Origin of the sequence: Vibrio fortis (genome assembly GCF_000695685.1) — a bacterium.
GTDB classification, from domain to species: domain Bacteria; phylum Pseudomonadota; class Gammaproteobacteria; order Enterobacterales; family Vibrionaceae; genus Vibrio; species Vibrio fortis_A.
Window position 1 is genome coordinate 102,886 of record NZ_JFFR01000033.1, and the last position, 23,597, is coordinate 126,482.

The window sequence follows — 23,597 nt, forward strand, 5'->3', positions numbered from 1 at the left end:
ACATCAACTAATGACTCACCGAGCTAGAAAACAGGTTGATGATCACCACGCCAGCCAGAATTAAGGCGATACCGATGACTGCGTAGATATCGAGCTTTTGACCGTAGACAAGCCACGACAAGGCTGCGACGAGTACGATGCCTGCGCCACACCAAATTGCGTATGCGACACCAAGTGACATGGTTTGTACTGTGAGTGATAGAAGATAGAAAGCGCAGCCGTAACCAACTAGCACAGCGATTGAAGTGGGTATTGAGGTGAATTGATTGGTTTTCGGAAGCAGCGAGGTAGCGATGACTTCAAGGACAATGGCTAGTGAAAGCATAATGGCGGGAGGAAGAGATAGCAGCATGATTAAACCTACAACATAAAATACGGCGCTCAGAATATTGTAGTTTTATTTCCGATTCATGTGATTTTCAGTAAGCAATTATTATGGCGTCCCTTAAAAAATCTTAAGTCCTTACCTCAAGTAAAAACGGCATAGAGCCTACTAATCCTTAAATAATCTATTTTCCCTCATTTTTTCACTTAACCATTTGCGCATAGATAGCTACCACCAGCTTCGGCTCTATCCTTCTATCTATTCAGCCATGACAATAGATGACGACAACTGTTTCGCCTCAAAGAGACTCAGAAGTCCCTTTCCGTAAGATGTTAATTTTCCACAAGATGGTTCTGTTAAAAACCATTATTATTACTTATTTGTAATAATCATTTTCAATTTAGAGGGATTATCAAAACAAGGGGCCACACCTATACTAGGCTCAACAAAACGAGAGAGCGGAAACAAACATGCTCAACTACGCTTAATACGTTGAGCATATTGAGAATCAAAAAGTCCGCTGTAATGACATAAATAGGAAGCATCCAATGACTATCGAAATCAAACCTGGTCAAACTCATATTCAATCTAAAGCTATGGTCGCTTGGAAAGCAGGTGAGCCTCTAAAGCGCGAAACTGTTGATGTTGAACTGCCAAAGGCAGGCGAAGTTCTTGTTCGTATCGTTGCTACTGGTGTTTGTCACACTGACGCATTCACATTATCAGGTGACGATCCAGAAGGTATCTTCCCTTCTATCCTTGGTCACGAAGGTGGCGGTATCGTTGAAATGGTTGGCGAAGGCGTAACAAGCGTTGAAGTTGGTGACCACGTTATCCCACTTTACACAGCAGAATGTGGCGAGTGTAAGTTCTGTAAGTCTGGTAAAACTAACCTTTGCCAAGCAGTTCGTGAAACTCAAGGTAAAGGCCTAATGCCAGATGGTACAAGCCGTTTCTCTATCAACGGTGAGACTATCTACCACTACATGGGTTGTTCTACTTTCTCTGAGTACACGGTTCTTCCTGAAATCTCACTAGCGAAAGTAAACAAAGAAGCGCCACTTGAAGAAGTTTGTCTTCTAGGTTGTGGTGTAACAACAGGTATGGGTGCGGTACTGAACACTGCGAAAGTTGAAAAAGGCGACAACGTGGCTGTATTCGGCCTAGGTGGTATCGGTCTTTCTGCAATCATTGGTGCTCGCATGGCTGGTGCTAACCGCATCATCGGTGTTGATATCAACGAGAGCAAATTCGAACTAGCAAAACAGCTTGGCGCGACTGACTGCATCAACCCAATGAACTTTGACAAGCCAATTCAAGACGTTATCGTTGAGATGACAGACGGTGGTGTTGAGTACTCATTCGAGTGTATCGGTAACGTAAACGTGATGCGTCAAGCACTTGAGTGTTGTCACAAAGGTTGGGGCGAATCTGTAATCATCGGTGTTGCTGGTGCAGGCCAAGAGATCTCTACTCGTCCATTCCAACTAGTAACAGGTCGTGTATGGCGTGGTTCTGCTTTCGGTGGCGTTAAAGGCCGCTCTGAGCTTCCAGAAATCGTAAACCGTTACATGGCGGGTGAGTTTGGTCTTCAAGAATTCATCACTCACACAATGAGCCTTGACGAAGTAAACGACGCATTCGACCTAATGCACAAAGGTGAGTCTATCCGTACTGTTCTACACATGGATAGATAATACCTAGATTGGCTCTCGCTTGAGGGCCAACACATTGCCTTCACCACTTTTCGCCCGGGAAGTGGTGAATTACCTTTGTTAAGAGTCGATTTATGAGCTTAATTCGCGAATTAAGACGTCCTTTAACAAAGAGCAAAATTTTAGCTTTATCTTAATGATTCTCCAGACCAACAACCGAACGGAGCACAATTTAATGACTATCGAAAATATTAGCCAAGCCAAGGTTGCTGGTGGTTGGCACAAGCAATACACACACTTCTCGGCGACGCTAAACTGCAATATGCGTTTCGCTATTTTCCTACCGCCAAACGCAAGTAAAGAGAGCCCAGTGCCTGTTCTATACTGGCTATCAGGCCTAACTTGCACTGATGAAAACTTCATGCAGAAAGCGGGGGCATTTAAAGCGGCAGCAGAACAAGGAATTGCGATTGTAGCTCCTGATACTAGCCCTCGCGGCGAAGGCGTTGCTGATGACGAAGCATACGACATGGGTCAAGGTGCGGGTTTTTACCTGAATGCAACTAATGCACCGTGGGACGCACACTACCACATGTACGATTATGTGGTGACTGAGCTTCCAGCGCTTATCGAGTCTTTCTTCCCTGTGACGACCGTTAAGTCTATCTCGGGTCACAGCATGGGTGGTCATGGAGCCTTAACTATTGGCATTAAAAACCAAGAGAACTACCGCTCTATCTCTGCATTTAGCCCGATTAGCAACCCAATGCAATGTCCTTGGGGACAAAAAGCATTTAGCCAGTACTTAGGTTTAGATATTGAAGAGTGGCGACAATACGATGCGTCTGAGCTCCTAAAAACTAAGGGCACAGTTTTACCTATGCTAGTTGACCAAGGTGAGGCCGATAACTTCTTGGTTGAGCAGCTAAAACCAGAGCAACTAATTGAAGCAGCAAAAGCAACAAACTCGGATTTAGATCTGCGCATGCAGCCTGGTTACGACCACAGCTACTACTTCATCTCAAGCTTCATTGATGAGCATATTGAGTTCCATGCCGCTTATCTGAAACAGTAGTCAAATATCCTATCGCCCAAATCTCGTTCATAGAGGTTTGGGCTTTTTTGTACCTGAACGTTCCCGCCTGACTCCAACTCTCTTAGATGACGCTAACTGAAGCGTCTAAAACGAATTAGCTAAAAACAACAATAGCCTTATTTATTAATGAGTTAGATATCAATAAATATAGATTTTGATACAAACATCTTGCTACTTGATGTTTGTTTTGTGCGCTATGTTGCATTATCAAATCTATTTACACCCTTGTATTTTATAAATAACACCCAAAATGCTATCTTCCGCCACCTATTCGGATTTGGAATAGTTTCATAACAATTGAAATCATAATTATATATTTATAAATCAAGTGGTAACGGAATGGCTAATACCTTAAAACACACACTTCGTGTTTCTTCTGGCTTAATCTTAATGGCTTTAGCATCGCAGGCTAACGCAACAACTTTTGACTTTGTTATTGGCGCAGGATACGACTTTGGCGGCGAAACAATGAGTACATGGCAATATAGCAATGGCGACTCTGATAAAGTCGAATCAAATGACGGACTACTTTTCTACGGCGGTGTAGATGTACCTGTCGCCGAAGCTTGGCGCGCACGAGCAACGGTTGGTTATAAAGGCACCTCAACCAGTGCCTCTAATGGAGATGTGACATTTGATCGCATTCCGCTTGAGCTATTAGCTCTTTACAATATCAACAATCACAACTTCGGAGCAGGTGTTACATATCATACTAGTGTTGAGTACACATGTGATGTAACAAATATTTGTGATTTTACGATTCCCTTTGAAGATAGCTTGGGCTTCATTGCTCAATATGAATATCAAATTCCTGTTGGCAAAGACAACAGAATTGCGCTAGGTGCTCGTTATACTCACATTGACTACACTGTGAAAGAGAATAACCAAACAATCGACAGCGGCGGCTTTGGTTTAAACATCAGCTTCCTGTTCTAAGAGCCAGTAAGCGCAAACTTCCAATCCAGCGCTGTAAACTATCTAAATGCCAGTCATATCCCGACTGGCATTTTTTATTCAGGCTGTTTGATGTTCTTTGTAAAAGTGGCTTTGCAACCGACTGATTGTGCTGATTCAGACATGTCACGATTGTTGACTAGGCTTGACGTCCAGCCATAACTTTCACCAATTCGATTGACGATCACCAACCCCAATCCGTGCTCTACTTTGGCGTTGTCCTGCAAACCTATGCCTGTATCCGACACAGAAATTTCATTCGCACTGATTGTCACATCAATACTGCCCTGCTGAGTAAATCGAATCGCATTTTCAATGTAGTTCTTGAGCACCATATTGATAATTGGCAACGGCATGTTGAGCTGAGTATTCGGTGCAACATCAAGGTTCAATGTTACTCTTTCTGGCAACATTGCTTGATACTTTGACAAGTCGATACTCGCTTGAGTGACTGGAGTCAGTGTCGAATCCATTGAGGCATTTTCCTGCTTCACAATATTCAACAGTACCTCAACGGTTGCACTCATACCATTGGCAGCACTTAATATGCGTTCACGCTGTTTGCCTTGAAATTCGATGTCATTAGGCTTCATCGCCTGCAGTTCTGCAGCACCTAGTACGATCGCGATGGGCGTTTTAAGCTCATGGCTGGCATACTTGGCAAACATCAGCTCCTGCTTGGCTAAGCGGTCTTTCATTTCAGAGTAGCTATTAAGGTGCTTGGTGAGCTGCTGTAATTCATCGACTGAATTCTTGGATACAGAGAACCCTTGGTCATGACTCAATAGCTGTTGACTGAGATTAGTGATCGGCATCGCTAGCTGATCAAACACGCGCTTTAGAGTGATCCGCAACACGATAATCAGAAACAGCATCAATAGTGTCGCGATCACCATCAGAACGCCCCAACTATCATCCCAAAGATCCATCTCGAATGAACTGATCGCAATATAGGTCGGGATAGTGCTCCCCTGATGCTCAAAAGCGAAATAGTAGACAATCACGCCCGGCACTATCACTCGCTCTTCGGAAAGGTGGATCTCAAAACGGTGTCTATCGACAGTATCTAACTTCATGGGAGTGAGTTGCTTCAACTGGTCTGTTAGCTCCTCTTCACCATAATAGACAGTCACATACTCCGACAGCTTTAAAGTAGAGGTGGGTGATGCTGCATAAAACTGCTCTGCCACACCTTTAAATGACCTCAGATGACGCTCAATTTGCGCCTCTTCTTGCCACACTAATCGGAGCGAGAACACTAAAAACACAGCGAAAGAAGAGACAAAAGCAATAAGCGCAAAGGTCCGCATCGCGCGGATTCTTACATCTTCAATTGAGTTTCCAAGTTTGGTTCTAATCTTCATTACACCGTTCGCTCAATATCTTAAGATTTGGCTAGAACAAGTTGAAAGCCATGCTTTGGGATTGTCTTGAGTATTGGAGTTTCAAACGGTTTATCTAACGCATTGCGCAGAAGGTAAATGTGGCTGCGCAGCACATCTTTATCGGGAATATCGTCTCCCCATAGCAGATGAATCAACGCTTCTCGTGTTACTACATCCCCTTGAGCTTTCACTAACTCTCTCAGGATCTGAAACATAATTGGCGTTAACGAGAGCAGCTGTCCTTGTCGTGATGCGGTATGTGCCTTCTCATCAATCGTCACATCACCAAAGCTCAAGGTCTTTTGTGCGACTAACCCTCTATTACGTTTAATCAATGCACTGAGCCTCGCTTCCAACTCGGGGAACTGAAAAGGCTTAGTTACGAAGTCATCAGCACCAGAGTCAAAGCTGCTTAACAAATCTTGTTGTCCATTGAGGGCCGTCAACATCAGGATAGGCGTACTAACACCGCTTTGACGAAGCTTAGAAGCAACCTGCATACCGTCGAGTTTAGGCAGCATCACATCCAAAATGATGGCATCGAAGTCGTGATGCAGAGCCAATTCAAAGCCCTGCTCGCCATCGGAAGCAAAGTCAGCAACCGCTTCTTTTACTTCAAGAAAATCAGCAATAATGCCTTGCAGTTCAATATTGTCTTCTACAACAAGAATACGGCTTCGCTCTAGCATCTGTTAACTCCTATTCAAAGCTAAAGCTTAATCCAAAATAAGTCGAATTTATGTCTAATTGCCCGAATTAAATAACAAAACATTCGATAATCAGCCTCGGGATATCAACCAAACTTTCCCTCTTTTTTGATTGTGACTTCGACTTAAATTCGACAGTTCGCTCCTCACAATGATGTTATCAAAATGTGGAGTAGAAGCATGAAAACTGAATTATTGACTCTATTGGCACTGTTGAATGCATCAACAACCCAAGCAACAGAACTGATCGGCCATGTTCAGGGTTTAAACAAACAGAGCGTGGTTGCAGAAGTACCCGGCGTAGTTGAAATGTCTAAACTAGAAGTCGGTGACATTGTGGCTCAAAACCAGCAACTTGCTCACATCAAAGCGGATGATTTTCAATTTATCGTCAACAAAGCCAAAGCAAACCTTGCCCTTGCTAAAGCCGACCTTGCGTTAAGAGAAGCGACCTATCAGCGCTACCAAACCTTGATAAAAAAGAACAGCTTATCGATTGGAGAACTGGATACTGCACGCGCTGAATTCTTGAGTGCATCAGCTTCTGTTTCGGTTGCTCAAATCGATTATCAACAATCAAAAATCGACTTGGAGAGTACCCAAATCAATGCCCAGCTGCCGGGCTATATCTCTAACAAAGCGGCACAGTCTGGAGCATGGGTCAATGAAGGAGAGCTGTTGTATGAAGTGGTGAACATCGACACCGTGACCTTGTCGTTTATGGCGAGTGAATACGACCTAAAAGACTTTTCAGTAGGCCAAACCATCCTCGTATGGTCAGAAACCAATCCACAGCAAAAAACTGAAGCCCAGGTGAAGCGTATCGGTGTCGAGATGAACAATCTCACCTATCCAGTGTTTGTTGAAGTGGATAACCAAGCTCACAGCTTCAAGCCAGGCATGTCTGTGTATGCATCGACCGACCTCTCTTTGAGCGAACAGAACACCGCTTTCGTTAACCCTAGTTTAAGCAAAGGCATGTAACCATGAACTTCTTAGCGTATTTTGCTAATCGCCAGTTCTTAGCGCGCATCATCACAGTGATGGTGCTATTTACGGGGGCGGTGTCTCTCACTCAGCTTAACCTGCAAGAGTATCCTGATGTCGCTATGGATACCGCCGAGATAGAGACTTTCTATCCTGGTGCCACAGCGCAAGATGTCGAGCTCAACATCACCAATCCAATAGAGAAAGAACTGCGCTCTGTTGATGATATCGCCTATTTCATATCAGAATCGTCTGAGGGGCGCTCTTACATCGAAGTAGAGTATCAACCCGGTGAAGACGCGGCTGTCATTTTGCGTGATATCCAGCAAGCCGTTGACCGCGTTGGTAATCTGCCTAAAGACATCGATGCGCCACCTGTTGTGACTCAGCAAAAAACCTCTTCGCTCGATGTGTATCATTTTGGTGTCAGTCTATCAGAGAGCAATCTTGATGAGGCTTCACTCCAGCACTACGCGTATCAACTGGAAAAGAAGATCAACAACCTAAGCGGTGTTGGCTCGATTACGATGTCAGGCTTCAATGACCGCGAGTTTTGGGTCGAGGTTGATCCAGAGAAGGCGCGTCGCTACAAACTGAGTTTCGACCAAGTCAGCAACGCGATTGAGCAACATAACCTGTCTCAATCAGGCGGCTTTGTTGAATCTTGGAGCCAAGAGCAGAAGATCGTCACCATGACTAAGGTTGAGTCAACGGGCGACGTGGAAAACATCGTCATCAAAGCGCTCGATTCAGGACAAGTGATCCGAGTATCCGATGTCGCGACTGTGTTTGATACCTTTGCACGTGCGACTGAAGACCCGGTAATGAACGGTAAAGCAGCGGTGATTTTCTCAATCACCAACAGCGGCAGCGCCGACGTTATCTCAACCATCGCGAACATTGAAGCGGTTTTAGAAAAAGAGCGCGAGCGCATTGGTGAGCAATTCATTTTCCAAACCGGGCTCGACCTTGGCAAGGATATGAATGAGAAGTTCTCCATCGTTGCAACCAACGGCGCGATCGGGTTAGTGCTTGTACTATTGATATTGAGCCTGATCCTGCAACGTCGCGTGGCGTTCTGGGTATCGGTTTCAATTCCTTTCTGCGTACTCGGCGTGATGATCGTACTGCCGATGCTAGGACTCAACCTAGACAGCATTACCTTAGCGGCCCTCTTACTGGTTATCGGTATCATCGTGGATGACTCGGTGATCATTGCTGAAAGCATCTTCCAAGAAAAAGAAGCAGGTAAGCAAGGTGTCGATGCTGCCGTATCGGGCACCATCAAAGTCATCAAACCTTTAATGGCGAGTTTGATCACTACCGCGCTGGTGTTCATCCCAATGATGTTCATTCCCGGCACCATGGGAAAAGCAGTGGCTGTGATTCCAATGACGGTGATTGCTGCGCTGCTGTTTTCATTCATTGAATGTACCCTAACTTTGCCCGCTCACCTTTCAACCGCGCAAGCAGACAAAAAAGAGACCGAACAGAAAGACCGCTTGGAGTGGGTGACGAATCAATATCAAGCCTTACTCAACATCGTACTCAGATACAAAAAAACGGTGATTGTCGCTGCGTTTGCGACCTGCGCGGGCTCTGCTGTTTTGGTTTCGACATTGAAGGTAGACATCTTCCCTACTGAAGCGGGTAAATACATTGATGTGTACACCGAAATCCAAGCAGGCACACCGCTGGATCAAGTTCGAAGTGCACATCAGAAAATCGAACAGGCCATTGAGGCTTTACCAGAGAGTGAACTGGTCAGCTACGAGATGACTTATTCTTCGCCAGTGTCTCAAGGTGTCATTAACCTAACCAATTTTGACCAACGCGATCGCTCTGCCGAACAGATCATTGCGTCACTGACTGAGCAACTCAGCGCCTTATCTGATGAGATGTTCATTAAATTCTCAATCGATGCCGGTGGTCCACCTCCGGGTGAGCCTGTCGAAGTGCGAGTATTAGGTGGGACAGACGATGAGCGTAATCAAGCCGTTGAATTAGTGATGAATTGGCTTAAGAACTATCAAGGCGTCAACAGCATCAATCACAGTGAATCACTGAAAGATCCACAGTTGAACATCGTGCCGCAATACCACTGGTTGGCGAAATACAATCTAACAGTGACTGATCTGTCTAATGCACTACGCGTAGGCTTTGATGGCAACCGAGTAACATCGACGTGGCTTGGTGATCAAGAGGTGGATATCCGCGTGGTACTTGACGAAAAGTTCCGAGATATCGAAAAGCTCAAGACAACCAAGATCTACACATCGGACGGTGACCAAGTCCCACTAAGTCGCTTAGCCAAGGTCGAGCAGATTCAGATCCCGCGCTTGATTAAGCACTATAACGGTGAACGTGAAGTGACGGTATCGGCGGCGCTATCCGATGAGAATATCAGCCCAGTCGCTCTCTCTTCAGAGCTTCTTACTGAATTGGCAGGGCAGTACCCGGCGAGTGTCACCATCGATGTTGGCGGTGAGGCTGAAAGTACCAACGAAACCATGAGTGGGTTTATGGTAGTGTTCCCCGCCGCTATGTTGGCGATTTATTGTGTGCTTGCAGTGATGTTCAACTCGCTGTTGCAACCACTGTTGATCATGGTAGTGATTCCATTTGCGATCATGGCTTCGTTGATGGCGCTAGTGGTCCACATGCAGCCAATGTCGCTGTTTGGATTGATTGGGGTATTGGGAATGACTGGGGTTGTGGTCAACAACTCACTGGTTCTGATTAACCGTATCAACGAGCTAAGAGACCAAGGTCTGGCGGCTATCGATGCTGTAGTACAAGCAGCTACCAGCCGTTTGCGACCAATTGTGATGACATCATTGACGACAGTCGCAGGGTTGTTACCTCTCGCTTATGGTCTAGGCGGCACTGATGTGTTCATGGGGCCAATGTCACTCACGCTAGGCTATGGCTTGCTGTTCTCACTGCCGGTCGTCCTTCTGGTGATTCCTGCTATGTATGCACTGTGTTTTGCCAAACCTAGTCATTAATCTTTAGCTATGTAGTCTTTGTCCCTCGCTTTGATATTCCGTCTAAGCGAGGGAACACCCACAAGATAATTGATAGCTTCTATTTTTCGTCACTGACTATCTTAACCCACTGCGATCGCCAACCTTGAGCTTCCATCGGATCTGGCCAAAACTCTTTCTGATGAGTAATAAGCCCGCTCTCTACCGTATGGAAAGTAACAGCGCGCGCCTTTTGTACTCCGTCCGTAATTGAAACATCTGTAACCACAGTATTTTGCTCTACAACAATCGAATGAACCTCAAACTGCCACTCTCCATGAGCGGGATAGCAGCTGTTGATGGCAACAAAGTTATCTCGACCTAAGGTTAGCTCACCAGATTGCGGCCAGTAGCCCTCAAAATCTTCACTCAGAAACTCACTGGCTTTAGCAAAATCGTTCGATTTCATTGCTTTCCAGAATGAAAAGACCACCTCTTTAGCATTCATGCTTCGACTCCTTTTTACTCTCAATCAGTGATGCAACAACTAAGCCCACAGCAGTAAAATAACATTACATTAGAATGGATTGCTGAATCCCGCTACTTGGCTTACGATGCAAATATCCCGTGACTATACAAGAGTGATTTATGATAACTTGGCCTGCGTTTATCAAATTAGAAGGCGATCACGAACTGTTTTACATCGCGTCGCTCGAACAACTGCAATCAGAAAGTCATGACCTCATCGTCGGTGAACAAGATTATATTATCGATGCCAAAGGGCATGCTTATTCCCTGCTCACCTACACCACGACTGAACTTCTAGAACGCCAACAAGGTATATACTCTTTAGAAGATGTCACCCAACTGATTCGTGCTCATGAGTTTCACAAAGTTCAAGTGTGCTTGACCAAAATACATTTTGTTACCATCGAAGAGGCGATTGAGTCGCTCACGTTTGAGCTAGGTTAAGCAACGGGTCGATACACTGCTTGAGGACTTGCATCTTCAGCACTGCGGGCTACCATAGCCCACTTATACCCACCCTATTTTTGAAGGTTGCTATGAAAGCAATTAAAACCCTTTTCTTTTTGATGGTGCTGCTCAGTGGCCTGTTTACCGCTTGGCTATTTATTCCAATTCCAGCCACCATTGATAAGCAAACGCTCGACCTTCCACTGACAGAACCGTTCAAGTTGGTCGCCTATCGCAGCAACCCAAATGACGCGACCAAGCCATTTACCTATCACTACTATGTGGTTTCAGACATCAGCAACGTCGAGGATATGGACCCGTTCCTAGTCACAACCGATCAATTTGTTAAGCTTGGCGACTTCGACGAGAACACATTCAAGTTAACGGTAAACGGTAAGATAGAGAGCTACACCAACGATCTGTGGATTGAAAAATCTGACGGTAAGTTTCAGCATTGGTATGTCAGCGTTGATGCGAACTACGTTCGTTAGATACGAACTCAAGTAACTCCGGCTGTAAGACTGCGCTCTGGTTTCCAAGCGCAGTTTTTGTTTCTTAACTACCGCTTTCCCAAGCTATCTCTGTATCACATCTTTTCGGGTGTCATAAGCTCTACATCTGTCATAAGCTCTATATCTGTTATAAGCTCCCTCTATAAAGACTCTCAATAAATCAAAACAATAGAGGATCACCCGTGGAATTTACGCTCGACAAATTTAACGGCATCATCATCGACCCAGCAACTGCGCCTCACGATGCTGCTGCATTCAATGCCGAACTGAATCAGATCACTGAATTTTCAAAGCAAAATAACAAAGGCATTATTTGGATTAGTCTGCCTATTTCGCTATCGCATCTTATCCCAGTAGCAACTGAGCTAGGCTTTGTGTTCCACAACTGTTTAGAAGACGAGATAACGCTGATCCACAAATCCGAAATCGTTGAGTTTGTACCTTTCATCCCAACCCATACTTTGGGTGCTGGTGCGTTGATCACCAATGAGCATAACCAAGTACTGATGATCAAAGAACATGGCATGACAGGCTATAAATTACCTGGCGGCCACATTGAACTTGGCGAGGGTATTGAAGAGTCTGTGGTTAGAGAAACCTTTGAAGAGACAGGCATAGAAGCCACGTTCGTTTCAGTGGTTGGCATGGCAACGCGCCACCCATATCAGTTTGGCAAATCGAACCTCTACTTTGTTTGCCACCTTGTTGCTCAGACTCAAGAGATTGAGATTCAAGACACGGATGAAATCGCAGAAGCCAAATGGGTCGATATCCAAGAGTTTATCAACGATATGAGCAACTTCCCGTTCAACCGACATATGGTTGAATCTTTGGTGGGCAAACAAGGTTTGGAGCTGACTCAGCTAGAAGGCAACCAAGGGCCTACGTACAAGCCTGAGATCTTCTTTTCGAAGCACTGACGCATAGTCGCCCAATGATTGAAAACAAAAAAGCCAAGTGATTTGAAACTCACTCGGCTTTTATTTTCAATTAAAGCTTCATTACTACCGGTTTGGTAGATTGTTTAGAAAATCTTGAAAGCCTGCCTCTCGAACACGCCCCAGCACTTTTCGCAATTCACTAATTAAGCATCTATCAGCCCAATCAACACGAATATCTATCGGCGCTTTAGTCAGGCTTTCGACTCGGAGTGATGCGGAAAAGGTTCCTCGCTTGTCTCCTCCCGCTTGCAAAGCAGCTTCCAATGCCGTTATTAATATTTCTGGTAGCTCTGCTTCATAGTTATCTCTATAAACAGGCACACCATCTTCTAAGATTGAGCTTGGATTCTGTGTCGCTTGAGTGATAAAGCTGTCTGAAAAGGCCTGCAAAACCTTGTCACTCTCTAGCATGTTCCCAGCAACGGCAATCGTAGGATAAGCAATCGAGCCGACATAAGGGATGTTGTCATCACCATGAATAAAAGCGCTGTCGCCATTTTTATCCATCACCATGCATTGGCGTTTTGAATATTCGGCATCGCCCGCTTTTAAAGACTCGACCACCTGAGCAGCCGTCTTACCGAGAATAAATAACTCACGCGCTTTGTCTGCATACCAAGGGTTAGTAAATAACCCTTGAGTTGCACACGCCCCGACACCTCGCCAGCTATGGTTCACATAGCCTCCGACTGACACACCACCTGTCGCAGAGATAGAAGCCGATAAACCAGTATTGGGATTAACGTGAATAAGTGAAATTGTCATAGATGTCCAACACCCAAAAAACTAGTAACCAATCATTTGTCCAATGAACAGCGCCACCCAACATAGGGCATAAACCACCAACATAAATGGCACAATCGCTTTCAACCACTGCTCGTAAGAGACTCGACCTAGCGCAAGCATCGCTAGCGTGCCGCCAGAGGTTGGTACAATAAGGTTTGTTAGACCATCACCCACTTGGAATGCCGTAACCATCAGCTGGCGACTCATGCCTGCAAGGTCAGCAACCGGGATCATAATCGGCATGGTCACCATCGCCTGACCAGAACCACCAGGAATGAACAAGTTGATGATGCCTTGAACCACACTCGCCACAATGGCAGCTAACGCGATTGGCATATCTTGAATCAATGAACTCAGTGCATTAACGATGGTATCGATAATTGACGCTTGGTTAAGGATCACTTGAATAGAGGCAGCAACACCGATTACCAAGGCACCAGAGGTAACTCCCGACGCGCCTTCCATCATCTGCTTCACAATAGCGTTTGCACCCAAGCCGTTCACGATACCAATCGCAATCGCCATCAATAAGAAAAGACCCGCGATCTCGTTGATATACCAACCGTTAGCGAACACTCCGTAAAGCATGATACCTAAGCCAATAAGAAAAACGCCCAAGGTCATTTTGTCTTTCTTATTGAGTTGGTACTCAGAGATGTCTTTGCTCAGGCCACCAGCTGTTTCAGGCTCTTTGAACTCCATTTTAGTAACACGAGAACAAATGTAGTAAGACAGTAATGCCAAAGAAGAAAGCACCATAACAGTACGTAACCAAGCACCAGAGAAGATTGGAAGCTCCGCGATACCTTGTGCAACACCAACCGTGTACGGGTTAATCGGTGACAGAGCAAAACCCACGCCGATACCACCTACTGCCATCACTGTGCCAACTAAGCTCGAGTATCCAACTGCCGCAGAAATCAGGACCGCAACTGGCACTAAGGCGATATTGTTTTCAAAGCCAACCGCTACACCAAAGAAACCATAGATGAACGTGCCTATCGTAATGATTAGGTTACGGTTTTTAATTCCAGCTTTGTTTACAGCCACACCAATAGCATTTTCTAATGCGCCTGTGCGTTGCAAAATATGGAATAGACCGCCCGCGATAAACACAATAAACAAGTAAGGTGCTGCGCTAATTAACCCTTTAGGAATAGAGACGAAGATATCGAAGAAATGTACCGATGGAACACCTTCAATATAAGTAAATGAATCAGCAACAACCGTTGTTCTGCCATCAACAACAACGCGCTCAAACTCACCAGCCGGCACGATAAAAGTAAGAAGGTAAGTGGCTACCAGTATAAAAAAGATAAGAACCATCGGGTCTGGTACGTTTTTATACCACGCCCTCTTCTCTGCTGTTTTCATTTTCTCTGTCATATCCATAGCCAAATCTCTCCTTAGTATAGGGAGCGCCTGAGAGCTGCGCTCTGTGGTATTTGTAGCAGGCGATAACCCGAACTTTGTTCAGATACCGTTAAAGACTGCTACCAAAATCTCGAATCGTTTATTTTTGCTCTGCTTTCATCAATAGACAGAAGTGGTTTAACACTTCGACTGCAGCAACCAAATCTTGTTGAAGAATGGCTTCGTCTGGGTGGTGGCTAATGCCATCAGTACAACGCATAAACAGCATGGCAATATCGGTGAGCTTACTCACTGCCAAGCCGTCATGGCCTGCACCGCTGTATAGGTGTTTCGGTGTGATACCCGACAAATTTACCGCGTTACTTAAAACTGACGATAAGGAATCAGCACAAGTCACGGCTGATTGCTCATAAGTCTGTTCATGACGGTAAGCCAAGTTGTATTGATTCATCAGGCTATCGATATCTGCCAACATCTCTTCTCGCGCTTTAACACGAGAAGCGTCATTTGGTGAACGAAGCTCAATGGTAATGTCTGTTTGTTGAGGGATAACGTTGACCCCATTCGGATAGTTAGCAATTTTGCCTACAACACCGACTAGGTCTTCTTCTCGCTTACAAAGCTGATCAAACATGTGGATCACTTGAGCCGCACCTACCAAGGCATCTTGGCGTAGGTTCATCGGTACTGTGCCCGCATGACTCGCTTTGCCAATGATCGACAAGGTATGACGCTCAATCCCAGTCATTGCCGTCACCACCCCAACAGGCAGGTTGGCTTGCTCTAACTGAGGACCTTGCTCAATGTGCAGTTCGACAAAACCAAGCACATTGTCTTTCTCATAAGCGTCTTCACTGATGAGGTCTGGATTACAACCAAAAGACACCAAAGCATCTCGCATGCTTACGCCGTTTGCATCTTCTGCTGTCAACATCGCAGGATCGAAGATGCCTGAAATCGCTTTTGATCCTAAAAGCGTCGATTGAAAGCGCGTGCCCTCTTCGTCACTAAAAGCAATCACATCGATATGAAACGGGAACTCTAACTGGTTGTTGTGAAAGTAATTAACCAGTGCGATTGGCAGTATTACGCCAAGGATCCCATCATATTTACCCCCATTAGGCACCGTATCTTGGTGTGAGCCAAAGATCAGTGTCTTAGCGTCTGGGTTAGTACTTGGGTAACGACCAATTAAGTTCGCCGCGTTGTCCATTCGAACTTCCATACCAGACATTGTCATCCAGTCATGCAGCTTTCGGTTTGCCTCTTCATGCTCTTTAGACGCACATAAACGCGTAACCCCTTCTTTATCGGGATCGGAAGTTTGGCTGCATTGAGCAATAGACTCTAGCCATTCCCACGTTAAGCTGGCGGTTTCTTCGAATTTACCCATCTAAAATCATTCCATTCTGATCATGTACACCCAGGCAATTTATCATGATAAATATCAAATAAAAGCTATTTATCATGATAAATAAATATTTTGTGACTAAGATTCGATCAATAATCGGAGTGTTTCATAACTCAACACTCCGACTTTTCCGGGGTTTTTAGGGCAAGAAAACAGGTGACATTCAGAGGAATTCCGTCAGAATTCAATAGGTACGGATAACACCCCAGCGAGGATAATGTGGCAAAAAGTGCGAAGAGACGTAGAACACAAGAATTAGCAGAATCGATCAAGAACTGGATCGTCGAGCAAGCACTTCAGCCTGGGGATCGTTTACCTAACGAGCTTGAGGTTATGGAGAAGTTTGACGCTTCAAAAGGAACGGTTCGTGAAAGTATGCGAATCTTGGAAGCGCAAGGCATTTTGTCGACCAAAACCGGCCCGAATGGCGGTGTGTTCGTGAGTGAGATGAGCGAAAACAAAGCGCAATCACTCTTAAGTAACTACCTGTTTTTTAAGAACACTTCGATATCAGATTTATACCAAATGCGTTTGTCGCTTGAGCCGGAGATTGCAGCCTCCCTAGCGGGGAGACTAAACGAGTCGCAGGTGCAAGCGCTGAGCGACCAAATCGACAAGTATCAAACGCCACCAGAAGATATTTATCAAGAGCGCGAACACCACATCGCATCGCTAGAGTTCCATAGCTTACTGGCAAGCTATTCAGATAATGAGCTATTAAAGTTTGTGGTACGTTTCACTGCACAAATGCTCACTGAGTTGACGATTTACCACAAGCTTTATGAACCAGGGAACCACAAACTGTGGCGTACCGGTGTACAAAGCCAGCGCGACCTTGTGCAAGCGCTGAGTAAAAGTGACGCTATCAAAGCAAAACAGATCATGCAGCAACATATGCTAACTGCACACCAGCTAATGATTAAGCAAGAAGCGCAAATCGCTAACAGCTTTATCGCCGAAGAATAAGCCCGAGCCCATTCAACTTATCGAGCACATCTCGCAGACACTAAAAGACGCCAAGCTCATAAAAACTTGGCGTTTTGCTTTTCACTTTACTTAGGTAGTTTTAACCAACTCGTTGCTAGTGAACACTTGATAGAGCGTTCTAGAGAATATCTATTTTAGAAGAAGCCTAGCGGATTAGTATCGTAGCTGATCAGCAGGTTCTTGGTGTTTTGGTAATGATCGAGCATCATCTTATGTGTCTCACGACCAATGCCTGATTTCTTGTAACCACCAAACGCCGCGTGTGCTGGATAAGCGTGGTAGCAGTTCACCCAAATACGGCCCGCTTCGATATTACGACCCATGCGGTAAGCAAGGTTGGCATCACGCGTCCATACACCTGCACCCAAGCCATATTCTGTGTCATTAGCGATCGCCAGTGCCTCGGCTTCATCCTTAAAGGTAGTGACTGCGATAACAGGACCGAAAATTTCTTCTTGGAAGACACGCATCTTGTTGTTACCCGCCAGCATCGTTGGCTGGATGTAATAGCCGCTACCAAGATCGTCTGGCTGCTGCGCGATTTCACCACCGGTTAGCACTTTCGCACCCTCTTGGCGGCCAATCTCTAGATAGCTAAGAATCTTATCAAACTGCTCTTGAGAGGCTTGTGCGCCAACCTGAGTGTCTGTATCTAGCGGGTTGCCTTGCTTGATGGTTTGAGCACGCTCGACCACTTTCGCAATGAACTTGTCGTATACCGATTCATGAATCAGCACACGAGAAGGACAAGTACACACTTCACCTTGGTTAAAGAACGCCAGCAGCATACCTTCAACACACTTATCTAGGTATTCATCTTCATGATCAAAGATGTCCGGGAAGTAGATGTTTGGAGATTTACCGCCCAGCTCTACCGTTGATGGGATCAAGCTTTCAGCCGCACATTTTAGAATATGATGACCAACCTCAGTTGAGCCTGTAAATGCTAACTTAGCAATGCGATCGCTCGTCGCTAGGGCCTGCCCCGCTTCACTACCGAAGCCATTAACAATGTTAACCACGCCCGCAGGTAGAAGATCTGCAATCTTTTCCATCAATACTAAGATTGAAGTCGGCGTTTGCTCTGCAGGTTTCATCACCACACAACAACCTGCAGCGAGTGCTGGAGCCAGTTTCCAAGCCGCCATTAAGATTGGGAAGTTCCAAGGAATGATCTGACCGACTACGCCAATTGGCTCTGGGAAATGATAGCTAGCGGTGTTTGAATCAAGCTCGGCCGCACTGCCTTCTTGCGCTCGAATACAGCCCGCAAAGTAACGGAAGTGATCGACAACTAAAGGAAGATCCGCAGCCAACGTTTCTCGCACTGGCTTACCGTTTTCCCAAGTCTCTGCAACGGCCAACTCTTCTAGGTTCGCTTCAATTCGGTCTGCAATTTTAAGTAGGATGTTCGAGCGTTCAGCAACACTGGTCGCCACCCAACTTGCACGCGCTGCATGTGCTGCGTCTAGTGCTAACGAGATGTCCGCTTCTGTCGAGCGCGCTACTTGGCAGTAAACTTGTCCATTGACCGGAGAGCTATTGTCAAAGTATTCGCCAGATGTAGGCTTTACCCACTCCCCTCCAATAAAGTTGTCGTACTGAGCCTTAAAATTGACGACTGCATTGTCACTGCCAGGCTGTGCGTAAATCATAGTGAGATCCTTCTGTGATTGTCTAAGTATTTGAATATTCGCCATGTCATGTTCATGGTTTCTGTTTAAAACACTGTCGTTTCGTGTTTTGTTCACATACCTAACAACGCAAGTCACACGCCAACATCGAAAATCTTGTTGTTAATAATTTGTAAAACTATGATTACCAAACGTTTACAACCAGTGGTGAGTTGGAATTGAATCGTCGTACGGAGATTGCTCCAGTGTTCAACTGTTCCAAATTGGTACACCTTTACTGTGACAACATGGAACAGTTATGCAGATTCAACACATAAATCCTTCAGAGTGGCTTACTTCATCTTGGCACCGCAGCAGCGAGGCGGGATTAAAACCTAGAAAGCTACCCGACGACATTCGACTGCCAAATGCGATGCTCAAAGAGCGTCGTTTTCACTCATCACAGCTCATCGAAACCGTGCAGCGCATGGCCCTACCACTGTTTAACCAGACTTTTGCCCGTAGTGACAGTCGGCTCATATTAACTGATACCGATGGGGTGATACTGGCGAGTTGGGGGCAGAAGCGCTTTGAAGAGAAGCTCACCAGTATTGCATTGAGCTCTGGTGCCTGCTGGAAGGAACAACTCAAGGGCACCAATGCCATTGGCACTGCATTAATTGAAGCCAAACCCGTGACGATTATTGGCGAACAACACTTCATTCATCAGCACCGCTTTATCAGCTGTTCAGCGAATCCTATTTTTGATCATCAAGGGCAGATGGTCGGAATATTAGATATCACCAGTGAGCAGCAACAACATGACACCTCAGTACAATTCTTGGTGCAGAATATGGTGCAACTGGTAGAGAACCAACTACTCAATCACATTCCCCAAGGCTCCACTCGCATTGACCTTGCATGTGAAAAGTCACTGCTGCATAGCGGTTGGCAGGGCATTGTTATCGCCAATGAGGCCGGCGAAGTATTGGCACACAACCAAGTCGCCTCACAACTTTTAGAGCAAGGCTCGATACTTGGTGAAAGCATTGATCAGCTCTTCAATCGCTCTGAATCATCTTTTGTGTTTGAGAAAAAGAGCCTCAACACACCCTCACCAAAATGCAGCCGCGCAATCACTGCCTCGTGCGAGTTACACCATGGCGATCAACAGATAGAACAAGCGTGGCAACAAGCCAGCAAAGTCATAGATAAAGGCATCAGCCTTCTGATATTGGGGGAAACAGGTGTTGGTAAAGGCGAGTTTGTCAAAGCACTGCATAAGCAAAGTCAACGCAGCAACAGTCCTTTGGTGGCAGTAAATTGCGGTGCGCTGCCTAAAGATTTGATTGAGTCTGAGCTGTTTGGTTATGCGCCGGGGGCTTTTACTGGCGCAAACAAACAAGGTTTTCAAGGCAAGATCCGTCAAGCGGACAAAGGGATCTTGTTTTTGGATGAAATAGCCGATATGCCGCTAGAAGCTCAGTGTCGTTTACTTCATGTCTTGCAAGATAAATCGGTAGTGCCTGTCGGTTCTAACCAAAGCTATCAAGTCGATTGTCAGATCATTGCAGCGACCCACAAAGACTTGACCCAACTCGTCGAAACAGGTCAATTCAGACAAGATCTTTACTATCGTCTCAATGGTTTGATATTCACCCTACCAAGCCTCAGTCAAAGACAAGATAAACGCGAGTTGATTGAAGCCATCTATCGCAAATACGCAGAGTCAGAACAAACTATCTGTTCGCACCTGATGTCTCTGTTTTGCTCCTACCCGTGGCCAGGCAACATTCGTGAACTGGATAATCTGCTCAAGGTATCCGCTTTAATGTCGAGCGGTGAGCCGCAACTAAAACTAGAGCATGTTCCTTTACAGCTCGCCGAGCAACTGGCGAATCAAAGCCCTATCACTTGCACTCAAGCGCCATCTAATAACGATCTGCAAAGCACAGTGGAAGAAACCTTAGTTCAAACCTATCAAGCGAACCAAGGCAACATCAGTAAAACGTCGAGGGTGCTTGGTATTAGTCGTAACACCATTTATCGCAAGCTTAAGCGACTGGGCATTTTGCAATAGTCGCTTATGTAGGATTGAAAGCTCTGATAGCCTTAATGAGAAAGGTTGAGATCGCCCAGTCGATTTAAAAGATCTTTGTCTAACAGAGGGTGATGTTGCGATCCCAATATTAGCGCTATCTCTACAGCAGGCAGTGAGGGCATATTTTCAAGGATCTTAAGCTCCGGTGGCACGCTCAATTTACCCATCGCCCCAACAGCTAAGCCAGCTCTCACGATGGCGCTCTGAGCCGATGCTGTATTGCTGCAAGCTAGCAATCGATAGGCGGTGCCTTGTTTTGTCAATCCATTCACTGCGGCTGCGTGGTACTTACAATCGGTTTGAAACAGCGCCAACGGCAGCGATTCATGAGCATCGAAATCAAAGTCTTGCCTCGCTATCCACACCCCAACATCATTGGCGAGCCAATAGCCCTCTTCGCTATCAGGTGCACGCGTAACAATCGCTGCGTCGAGTCGTCCATCATCGAGCCACTCACGTAGCGTTATGCTTGGTTGGCTGAATACCTGAATCGAACAGGTGGGTTCAGCTTCCATCAACACCTCAATAAACTTAGGCAGCAAGGTGTCGTTGTAGTCTTCAGGGCAACCCAATCGCAGCGGCTGCTTGTTCTCGTAACATTTGACCTGTTTCAGCGCCGTATTATGTAACGCCACGAGTTGTTCCGCATGAGAACGCAGTGCTAAACCAGCTTCGGTTAGCACAAGGTTGCGCCCCTCTTTTTGGAACAAGGTGACGTTAAGCTCTTCTTCTAACTTGCGCATCTGAGCGCTAAATGCAGACTGGGTGCGGTTTATCTGTTTGGCAGCTCGGGTGAAACTGCTGGTTTCGACAAAGGCGAGAAAGCCCCTTAGCGCATCAATATCCATATCGATTTGGTACCCATCGTTTTTATTAATGTATTACATCAAAATTATCCGTTAGTGGCGCGCAATACAATCTCTTAAGCTAAAACCTATTCCATTAGACGATAAATTTAACGCAAGGAAGCCTTTATGAAACTCTTCATCGCTAATCAAAACTACTCTAGCTGGTCACTTCGTGCTTGGTTGATTTTGGCTCAGCACAACCTCGACGCCGAGATCACCAAACTGACACTATTCACGCCAGAATTCTACAAGACACTATCAGAGGTCACTCCAACTGCAAAAGTACCTACACTGGTCGATGACAACATTACAGTGTGGGATTCGTTTGCCATCTTAGAATACATCAACGAAGCGCATCTCGATGGTGCAGCATGGCCGGAGTCTGCATCAGAACGTGCCCATGCCCGAGCTATATCCGCAGAGATGCACTCTGGCTTTTTTGCTCTAAGAGAAGAGCTACCGATGAACTGCCGAGCGCGTAGAAAAGTGGGGTTAAGCGAGGCAGCGAAGAAAGATATTGAGAGAGTGGATACCCTGTGGTCCGAGCAAGGTGAAAAGTTCCCTGATGGTTGGCTGTTCGGCGAGTGGTCTATTGCGGATGCCATGTACGCGCCTCTAGCTCTAAGGTTCAGAACTTATGGTATTGAACTTTCAGAAGCTGCGACTCGCTACCAAGAGCGTGTACTTAATAGCCCTGCCATTGTTAGATGGCTAGAAGAAGCAAGTTTAGAGACAGATATTGTCGAAGAGGATGAAGCAGGAGAGCCAGTTTAGAGCTTGAAAAAATAGAATTTAATGAGGCTCGGTATGAGCCTCATTGGTTTTGGTCGTAACTCGCCAGCGCAGCAGGTTTTCAATGTTGTATCTGGATACCTTTGAGACTTTCAGAAGATATTGAGCCCGAATACATCCTTCACATCGAACAGAACTTTGGCTGTTTTCTCCCTCGAGCGCTGACTGCCGATAGATAAGATTTCCAACAACTGAGCCTTGTCATTAAGGTATTCAGACCTACGTGCTCTGATTGGGCGAAGCATCTCTTGTAGACACTCTTCCAAGACTTTCTTGGTCGTGCCATCACCTAGCCCGCCACGTCGATAATGCTCTTTAAGCTGCTCTACGTCATTCTTATCTGGGTGGAACGCGTCAAGATACGTGAACACCACATTTCCTTCTACGGTACCTGGATCTTCCACTCTTAGGTGATTAGGGTCGGTGTACATTGATTTCACTGCTGTAGAGATCTCTTTCTCACTTGCGCCTAAATTGATGGCATTGCCCATCGACTTCGACATCTTGTTTTTACCGTCAGTACTGGGGAGACGCGGAGCATTACTCAGCAGAGGTCGACATTCATTCAAAATGGTACGCCCTGCTAAACCGTTTACCTTTCTCACGATCTCATTGGTTTGTTCTAACATCGGCAGTTGGTCGTCTCCTACAGGGACTAATGTGGCGTTGAAACCTGTAATGTCGGCCGCTTGAGAGATGGGGTAAGTTAAGAAACCTGCCGGAATAGATCGCTCAAAGCCCTTGTTTTGAATCTCACTTTTCACTGTAGGATTGCGTTCTAATCGACTGATAGAGACAAGATTGCTGTAGTACATGGTCAGCTCTGCAAGCGCAGGAACTTGTGATTGAAGACAGATGGTAGTTTGCGAAGGGTTAATGCCAACAGCTAGATAATCAGCCACCACGTTTAGAATGTTGGAAGAGACTTTACTTGGGTTATGCGCGTTATCCGTTAAGCCTTGCATGTCCGCGACCAGAATCGCCTGCTCATGCTGTGATTGCAAAGCCACACGCTGCTTGAGTGAACCCACATAGTGGCCTAAGTGCAGAGGGCCTGTGGCTCTGTCGCCGGTAAGGATAATTTCTTTTGTATCAGTGTTTTGATTGGTTTTCATAATAGTATCTCCTAGTAAAAATAAACAGCTACTGGAGATACAAAAAGAGATGACATTCTTAGCTACC

21 protein-coding genes are annotated in these 23,597 nt (G+C 45.7%); 11 read left to right on the forward strand and 10 right to left on the reverse strand.

Annotation, left to right across the window (positions count from 1 at the left end; translation table 11 throughout):
- Positions 1-7: 7 nt before the first annotated feature.
- The gene (locus tag VFDL14_RS01360; RefSeq protein ID WP_032553486.1) at positions 8-352 is read right to left on the reverse strand and encodes a DMT family transporter; all 345 of its coding nucleotides are present in this window, start codon (positions 350-352) and stop codon (positions 8-10) included.
- A 521-nt stretch (positions 353-873) separates the two neighbouring features.
- On the opposite strand from VFDL14_RS01360, the gene VFDL14_RS01355 reads away from it, so the two are divergent.
- The 3 genes from VFDL14_RS01355 (at position 874) to VFDL14_RS01345 (ending at position 4,012) form a co-directional block, all read left to right on the forward strand.
- Entirely contained in the window at positions 874-2,022 is a 1,149-nt protein-coding gene (locus VFDL14_RS01355; RefSeq protein ID WP_032553487.1) for an S-(hydroxymethyl)glutathione dehydrogenase/class III alcohol dehydrogenase, read from the forward strand.
- Between the two features lie 193 nt (positions 2,023-2,215).
- A complete protein-coding gene (gene fghA / locus VFDL14_RS01350; RefSeq protein ID WP_032553488.1) occupies positions 2,216-3,055 on the forward strand; it encodes an S-formylglutathione hydrolase in 840 nt (279 codons plus the stop codon).
- Positions 3,056-3,415: 360 nt separating this feature from the next.
- The gene (locus VFDL14_RS01345) at positions 3,416-4,012 is read left to right on the forward strand and encodes an outer membrane beta-barrel protein (RefSeq protein WP_032553489.1); all 597 of its coding nucleotides are present in this window, start codon (positions 3,416-3,418) and stop codon (positions 4,010-4,012) included.
- 74 nt (positions 4,013-4,086) lie between these two features.
- On the opposite strand, the gene VFDL14_RS01340 is transcribed toward VFDL14_RS01345, so the two are convergent.
- A complete protein-coding gene (locus VFDL14_RS01340; RefSeq protein ID WP_050487514.1) occupies positions 4,087-5,340 on the reverse strand; it encodes a sensor histidine kinase in 1,254 nt (417 codons plus the stop codon).
- Positions 5,341-5,414: 74 nt separating this feature from the next.
- On the reverse strand, positions 5,415-6,104 hold the full coding sequence (locus VFDL14_RS01335; RefSeq protein WP_032553491.1) for a response regulator transcription factor: 690 nt from the start codon (positions 6,102-6,104) through the stop codon (positions 5,415-5,417).
- A gap of 198 nt (positions 6,105-6,302) precedes the next feature.
- Between VFDL14_RS01335 and VFDL14_RS01330 the strand changes: the two genes are divergently transcribed.
- On the forward strand, positions 6,303-7,106 hold the full coding sequence (locus tag VFDL14_RS01330; protein ID WP_032553492.1) for an efflux RND transporter periplasmic adaptor subunit: 804 nt from the start codon (positions 6,303-6,305) through the stop codon (positions 7,104-7,106).
- 2 nt (positions 7,107-7,108) lie between these two features.
- Positions 7,109-10,117 carry an efflux RND transporter permease subunit gene (locus VFDL14_RS01325; RefSeq protein ID WP_032553494.1) on the forward strand — a complete coding sequence of 1,003 codons (3,009 nt, stop codon included), beginning with the start codon at positions 7,109-7,111 and terminating at the stop codon, positions 10,115-10,117.
- A 79-nt stretch (positions 10,118-10,196) separates the two neighbouring features.
- On the opposite strand, the gene VFDL14_RS01320 is transcribed toward VFDL14_RS01325, so the two are convergent.
- Positions 10,197-10,583: a nuclear transport factor 2 family protein gene (locus VFDL14_RS01320; RefSeq protein WP_032553495.1), complete on the reverse strand. Its 387-nt coding sequence runs from the start codon at positions 10,581-10,583 to the stop codon at positions 10,197-10,199.
- Positions 10,584-10,723: 140 nt separating this feature from the next.
- Here VFDL14_RS01320 and VFDL14_RS01315 point away from each other — a divergent pair, with 140 nt between their 5' ends.
- The 3 genes from VFDL14_RS01315 to VFDL14_RS01305 all read left to right on the forward strand — a co-directional run bounded on the left by VFDL14_RS01315 (position 10,724) and on the right by VFDL14_RS01305 (position 12,482).
- On the forward strand, positions 10,724-11,047 hold the full coding sequence (locus VFDL14_RS01315; protein WP_032553497.1) for a DUF4144 family protein: 324 nt from the start codon (positions 10,724-10,726) through the stop codon (positions 11,045-11,047).
- Positions 11,048-11,139: 92 nt separating this feature from the next.
- Positions 11,140-11,541: a hypothetical protein gene (locus tag VFDL14_RS01310; RefSeq protein WP_032553498.1), complete on the forward strand. Its 402-nt coding sequence runs from the start codon at positions 11,140-11,142 to the stop codon at positions 11,539-11,541.
- A gap of 203 nt (positions 11,542-11,744) precedes the next feature.
- Positions 11,745-12,482 (forward strand): NUDIX domain-containing protein, encoded by a 738-nt coding sequence (locus VFDL14_RS01305; protein ID WP_032553499.1) that lies wholly within the window; start codon positions 11,745-11,747, stop codon positions 12,480-12,482.
- A gap of 84 nt (positions 12,483-12,566) precedes the next feature.
- Here the strand turns inward: VFDL14_RS01305 and VFDL14_RS01300 are convergent, their stop codons facing one another.
- From VFDL14_RS01300 to VFDL14_RS01290, 3 genes are all read right to left on the reverse strand, one after another.
- Positions 12,567-13,268: a DUF1028 domain-containing protein gene (locus tag VFDL14_RS01300; protein WP_032553500.1), complete on the reverse strand. Its 702-nt coding sequence runs from the start codon at positions 13,266-13,268 to the stop codon at positions 12,567-12,569.
- A gap of 21 nt (positions 13,269-13,289) precedes the next feature.
- A complete protein-coding gene (locus VFDL14_RS01295; RefSeq protein ID WP_032553501.1) occupies positions 13,290-14,681 on the reverse strand; it encodes a YfcC family protein in 1,392 nt (463 codons plus the stop codon).
- A 121-nt stretch (positions 14,682-14,802) separates the two neighbouring features.
- The gene (locus tag VFDL14_RS01290; RefSeq protein ID WP_032553502.1) at positions 14,803-16,056 is read right to left on the reverse strand and encodes an allantoate amidohydrolase; all 1,254 of its coding nucleotides are present in this window, start codon (positions 16,054-16,056) and stop codon (positions 14,803-14,805) included.
- Between the two features lie 237 nt (positions 16,057-16,293).
- Between VFDL14_RS01290 and VFDL14_RS01285 the strand changes: the two genes are divergently transcribed.
- Positions 16,294-17,040 carry a FadR/GntR family transcriptional regulator gene (locus VFDL14_RS01285; RefSeq protein ID WP_032553503.1) on the forward strand — a complete coding sequence of 249 codons (747 nt, stop codon included), beginning with the start codon at positions 16,294-16,296 and terminating at the stop codon, positions 17,038-17,040.
- Positions 17,041-17,195: 155 nt separating this feature from the next.
- On the opposite strand, the gene VFDL14_RS0123540 is transcribed toward VFDL14_RS01285, so the two are convergent.
- On the reverse strand, positions 17,196-18,716 hold the full coding sequence (locus tag VFDL14_RS0123540) for an aldehyde dehydrogenase family protein (protein WP_032553504.1): 1,521 nt from the start codon (positions 18,714-18,716) through the stop codon (positions 17,196-17,198).
- Between the two features lie 277 nt (positions 18,717-18,993).
- On the opposite strand from VFDL14_RS0123540, the gene VFDL14_RS01280 reads away from it, so the two are divergent.
- The gene (locus VFDL14_RS01280) at positions 18,994-20,754 is read left to right on the forward strand and encodes a sigma-54-dependent Fis family transcriptional regulator (protein WP_032553505.1); all 1,761 of its coding nucleotides are present in this window, start codon (positions 18,994-18,996) and stop codon (positions 20,752-20,754) included.
- Between the two features lie 32 nt (positions 20,755-20,786).
- On the opposite strand, the gene VFDL14_RS01275 is transcribed toward VFDL14_RS01280, so the two are convergent.
- Positions 20,787-21,623, reverse strand: coding sequence for a LysR family transcriptional regulator (locus VFDL14_RS01275; protein WP_032553506.1), 837 nt, complete (start codon positions 21,621-21,623; stop codon positions 20,787-20,789).
- 126 nt (positions 21,624-21,749) lie between these two features.
- Between VFDL14_RS01275 and VFDL14_RS01270 the strand changes: the two genes are divergently transcribed.
- On the forward strand, positions 21,750-22,397 hold the full coding sequence (locus tag VFDL14_RS01270; protein ID WP_032553507.1) for a glutathione S-transferase: 648 nt from the start codon (positions 21,750-21,752) through the stop codon (positions 22,395-22,397).
- Positions 22,398-22,507: 110 nt separating this feature from the next.
- On the opposite strand, the gene trpS is transcribed toward VFDL14_RS01270, so the two are convergent.
- Positions 22,508-23,530, reverse strand: a complete 1,023-nt coding sequence (gene trpS, locus VFDL14_RS01265; protein ID WP_032553508.1) for a tryptophan--tRNA ligase — start codon at positions 23,528-23,530, stop codon at positions 22,508-22,510.
- Positions 23,531-23,597 lie beyond the last annotated feature (67 nt).

Excerpts from the sequence above, each read along its gene's own strand:
- VFDL14_RS01270 (WP_032553507.1), top strand. The coding sequence starts at position 21,750 with ATGAAACTCTTCATCGCTAATCAAAACTACTCTAGCTGGTCACTTCGT.
- VFDL14_RS01280 (WP_032553505.1), top strand. The coding sequence starts at position 18,994 with ATGCAGATTCAACACATAAATCCTTCAGAGTGGCTTACTTCATCTTGG.
- VFDL14_RS01335 (WP_032553491.1), bottom strand. The coding sequence starts at position 6,104 with ATGCTAGAGCGAAGCCGTATTCTTGTTGTAGAAGACAATATTGAACTG.
- VFDL14_RS01360 (WP_032553486.1), bottom strand. The coding sequence starts at position 352 with ATGCTGCTATCTCTTCCTCCCGCCATTATGCTTTCACTAGCCATTGTC.
- VFDL14_RS01290 (WP_032553502.1), bottom strand. The coding sequence starts at position 16,056 with ATGGGTAAATTCGAAGAAACCGCCAGCTTAACGTGGGAATGGCTAGAG.
- VFDL14_RS01325 (WP_032553494.1), top strand. The coding sequence starts at position 7,109 with ATGAACTTCTTAGCGTATTTTGCTAATCGCCAGTTCTTAGCGCGCATC.
- VFDL14_RS01300 (WP_032553500.1), bottom strand. The coding sequence starts at position 13,268 with ATGACAATTTCACTTATTCACGTTAATCCCAATACTGGTTTATCGGCT.
- VFDL14_RS01330 (WP_032553492.1), top strand. The coding sequence starts at position 6,303 with ATGAAAACTGAATTATTGACTCTATTGGCACTGTTGAATGCATCAACA.
- VFDL14_RS01340 (WP_050487514.1), bottom strand. The coding sequence starts at position 5,340 with ATGCGGACCTTTGCGCTTATTGCTTTTGTCTCTTCTTTCGCTGTGTTT.
- trpS (WP_032553508.1), bottom strand. The coding sequence starts at position 23,530 with ATGAAAACCAATCAAAACACTGATACAAAAGAAATTATCCTTACCGGC.
- VFDL14_RS01355 (WP_032553487.1), top strand. The coding sequence starts at position 874 with ATGACTATCGAAATCAAACCTGGTCAAACTCATATTCAATCTAAAGCT.
- VFDL14_RS01315 (WP_032553497.1), top strand. The coding sequence starts at position 10,724 with ATGATAACTTGGCCTGCGTTTATCAAATTAGAAGGCGATCACGAACTG.
- VFDL14_RS01320 (WP_032553495.1), bottom strand. The coding sequence starts at position 10,583 with ATGAATGCTAAAGAGGTGGTCTTTTCATTCTGGAAAGCAATGAAATCG.
- VFDL14_RS01310 (WP_032553498.1), top strand. The coding sequence starts at position 11,140 with ATGAAAGCAATTAAAACCCTTTTCTTTTTGATGGTGCTGCTCAGTGGC.
- VFDL14_RS01345 (WP_032553489.1), top strand. The coding sequence starts at position 3,416 with ATGGCTAATACCTTAAAACACACACTTCGTGTTTCTTCTGGCTTAATC.
- VFDL14_RS0123540 (WP_032553504.1), bottom strand. The coding sequence starts at position 18,716 with ATGATTTACGCACAGCCTGGCAGTGACAATGCAGTCGTCAATTTTAAG.
- VFDL14_RS01275 (WP_032553506.1), bottom strand. The coding sequence starts at position 21,623 with ATGGATATTGATGCGCTAAGGGGCTTTCTCGCCTTTGTCGAAACCAGC.
- fghA (WP_032553488.1), top strand. The coding sequence starts at position 2,216 with ATGACTATCGAAAATATTAGCCAAGCCAAGGTTGCTGGTGGTTGGCAC.
- VFDL14_RS01295 (WP_032553501.1), bottom strand. The coding sequence starts at position 14,681 with ATGGATATGACAGAGAAAATGAAAACAGCAGAGAAGAGGGCGTGGTAT.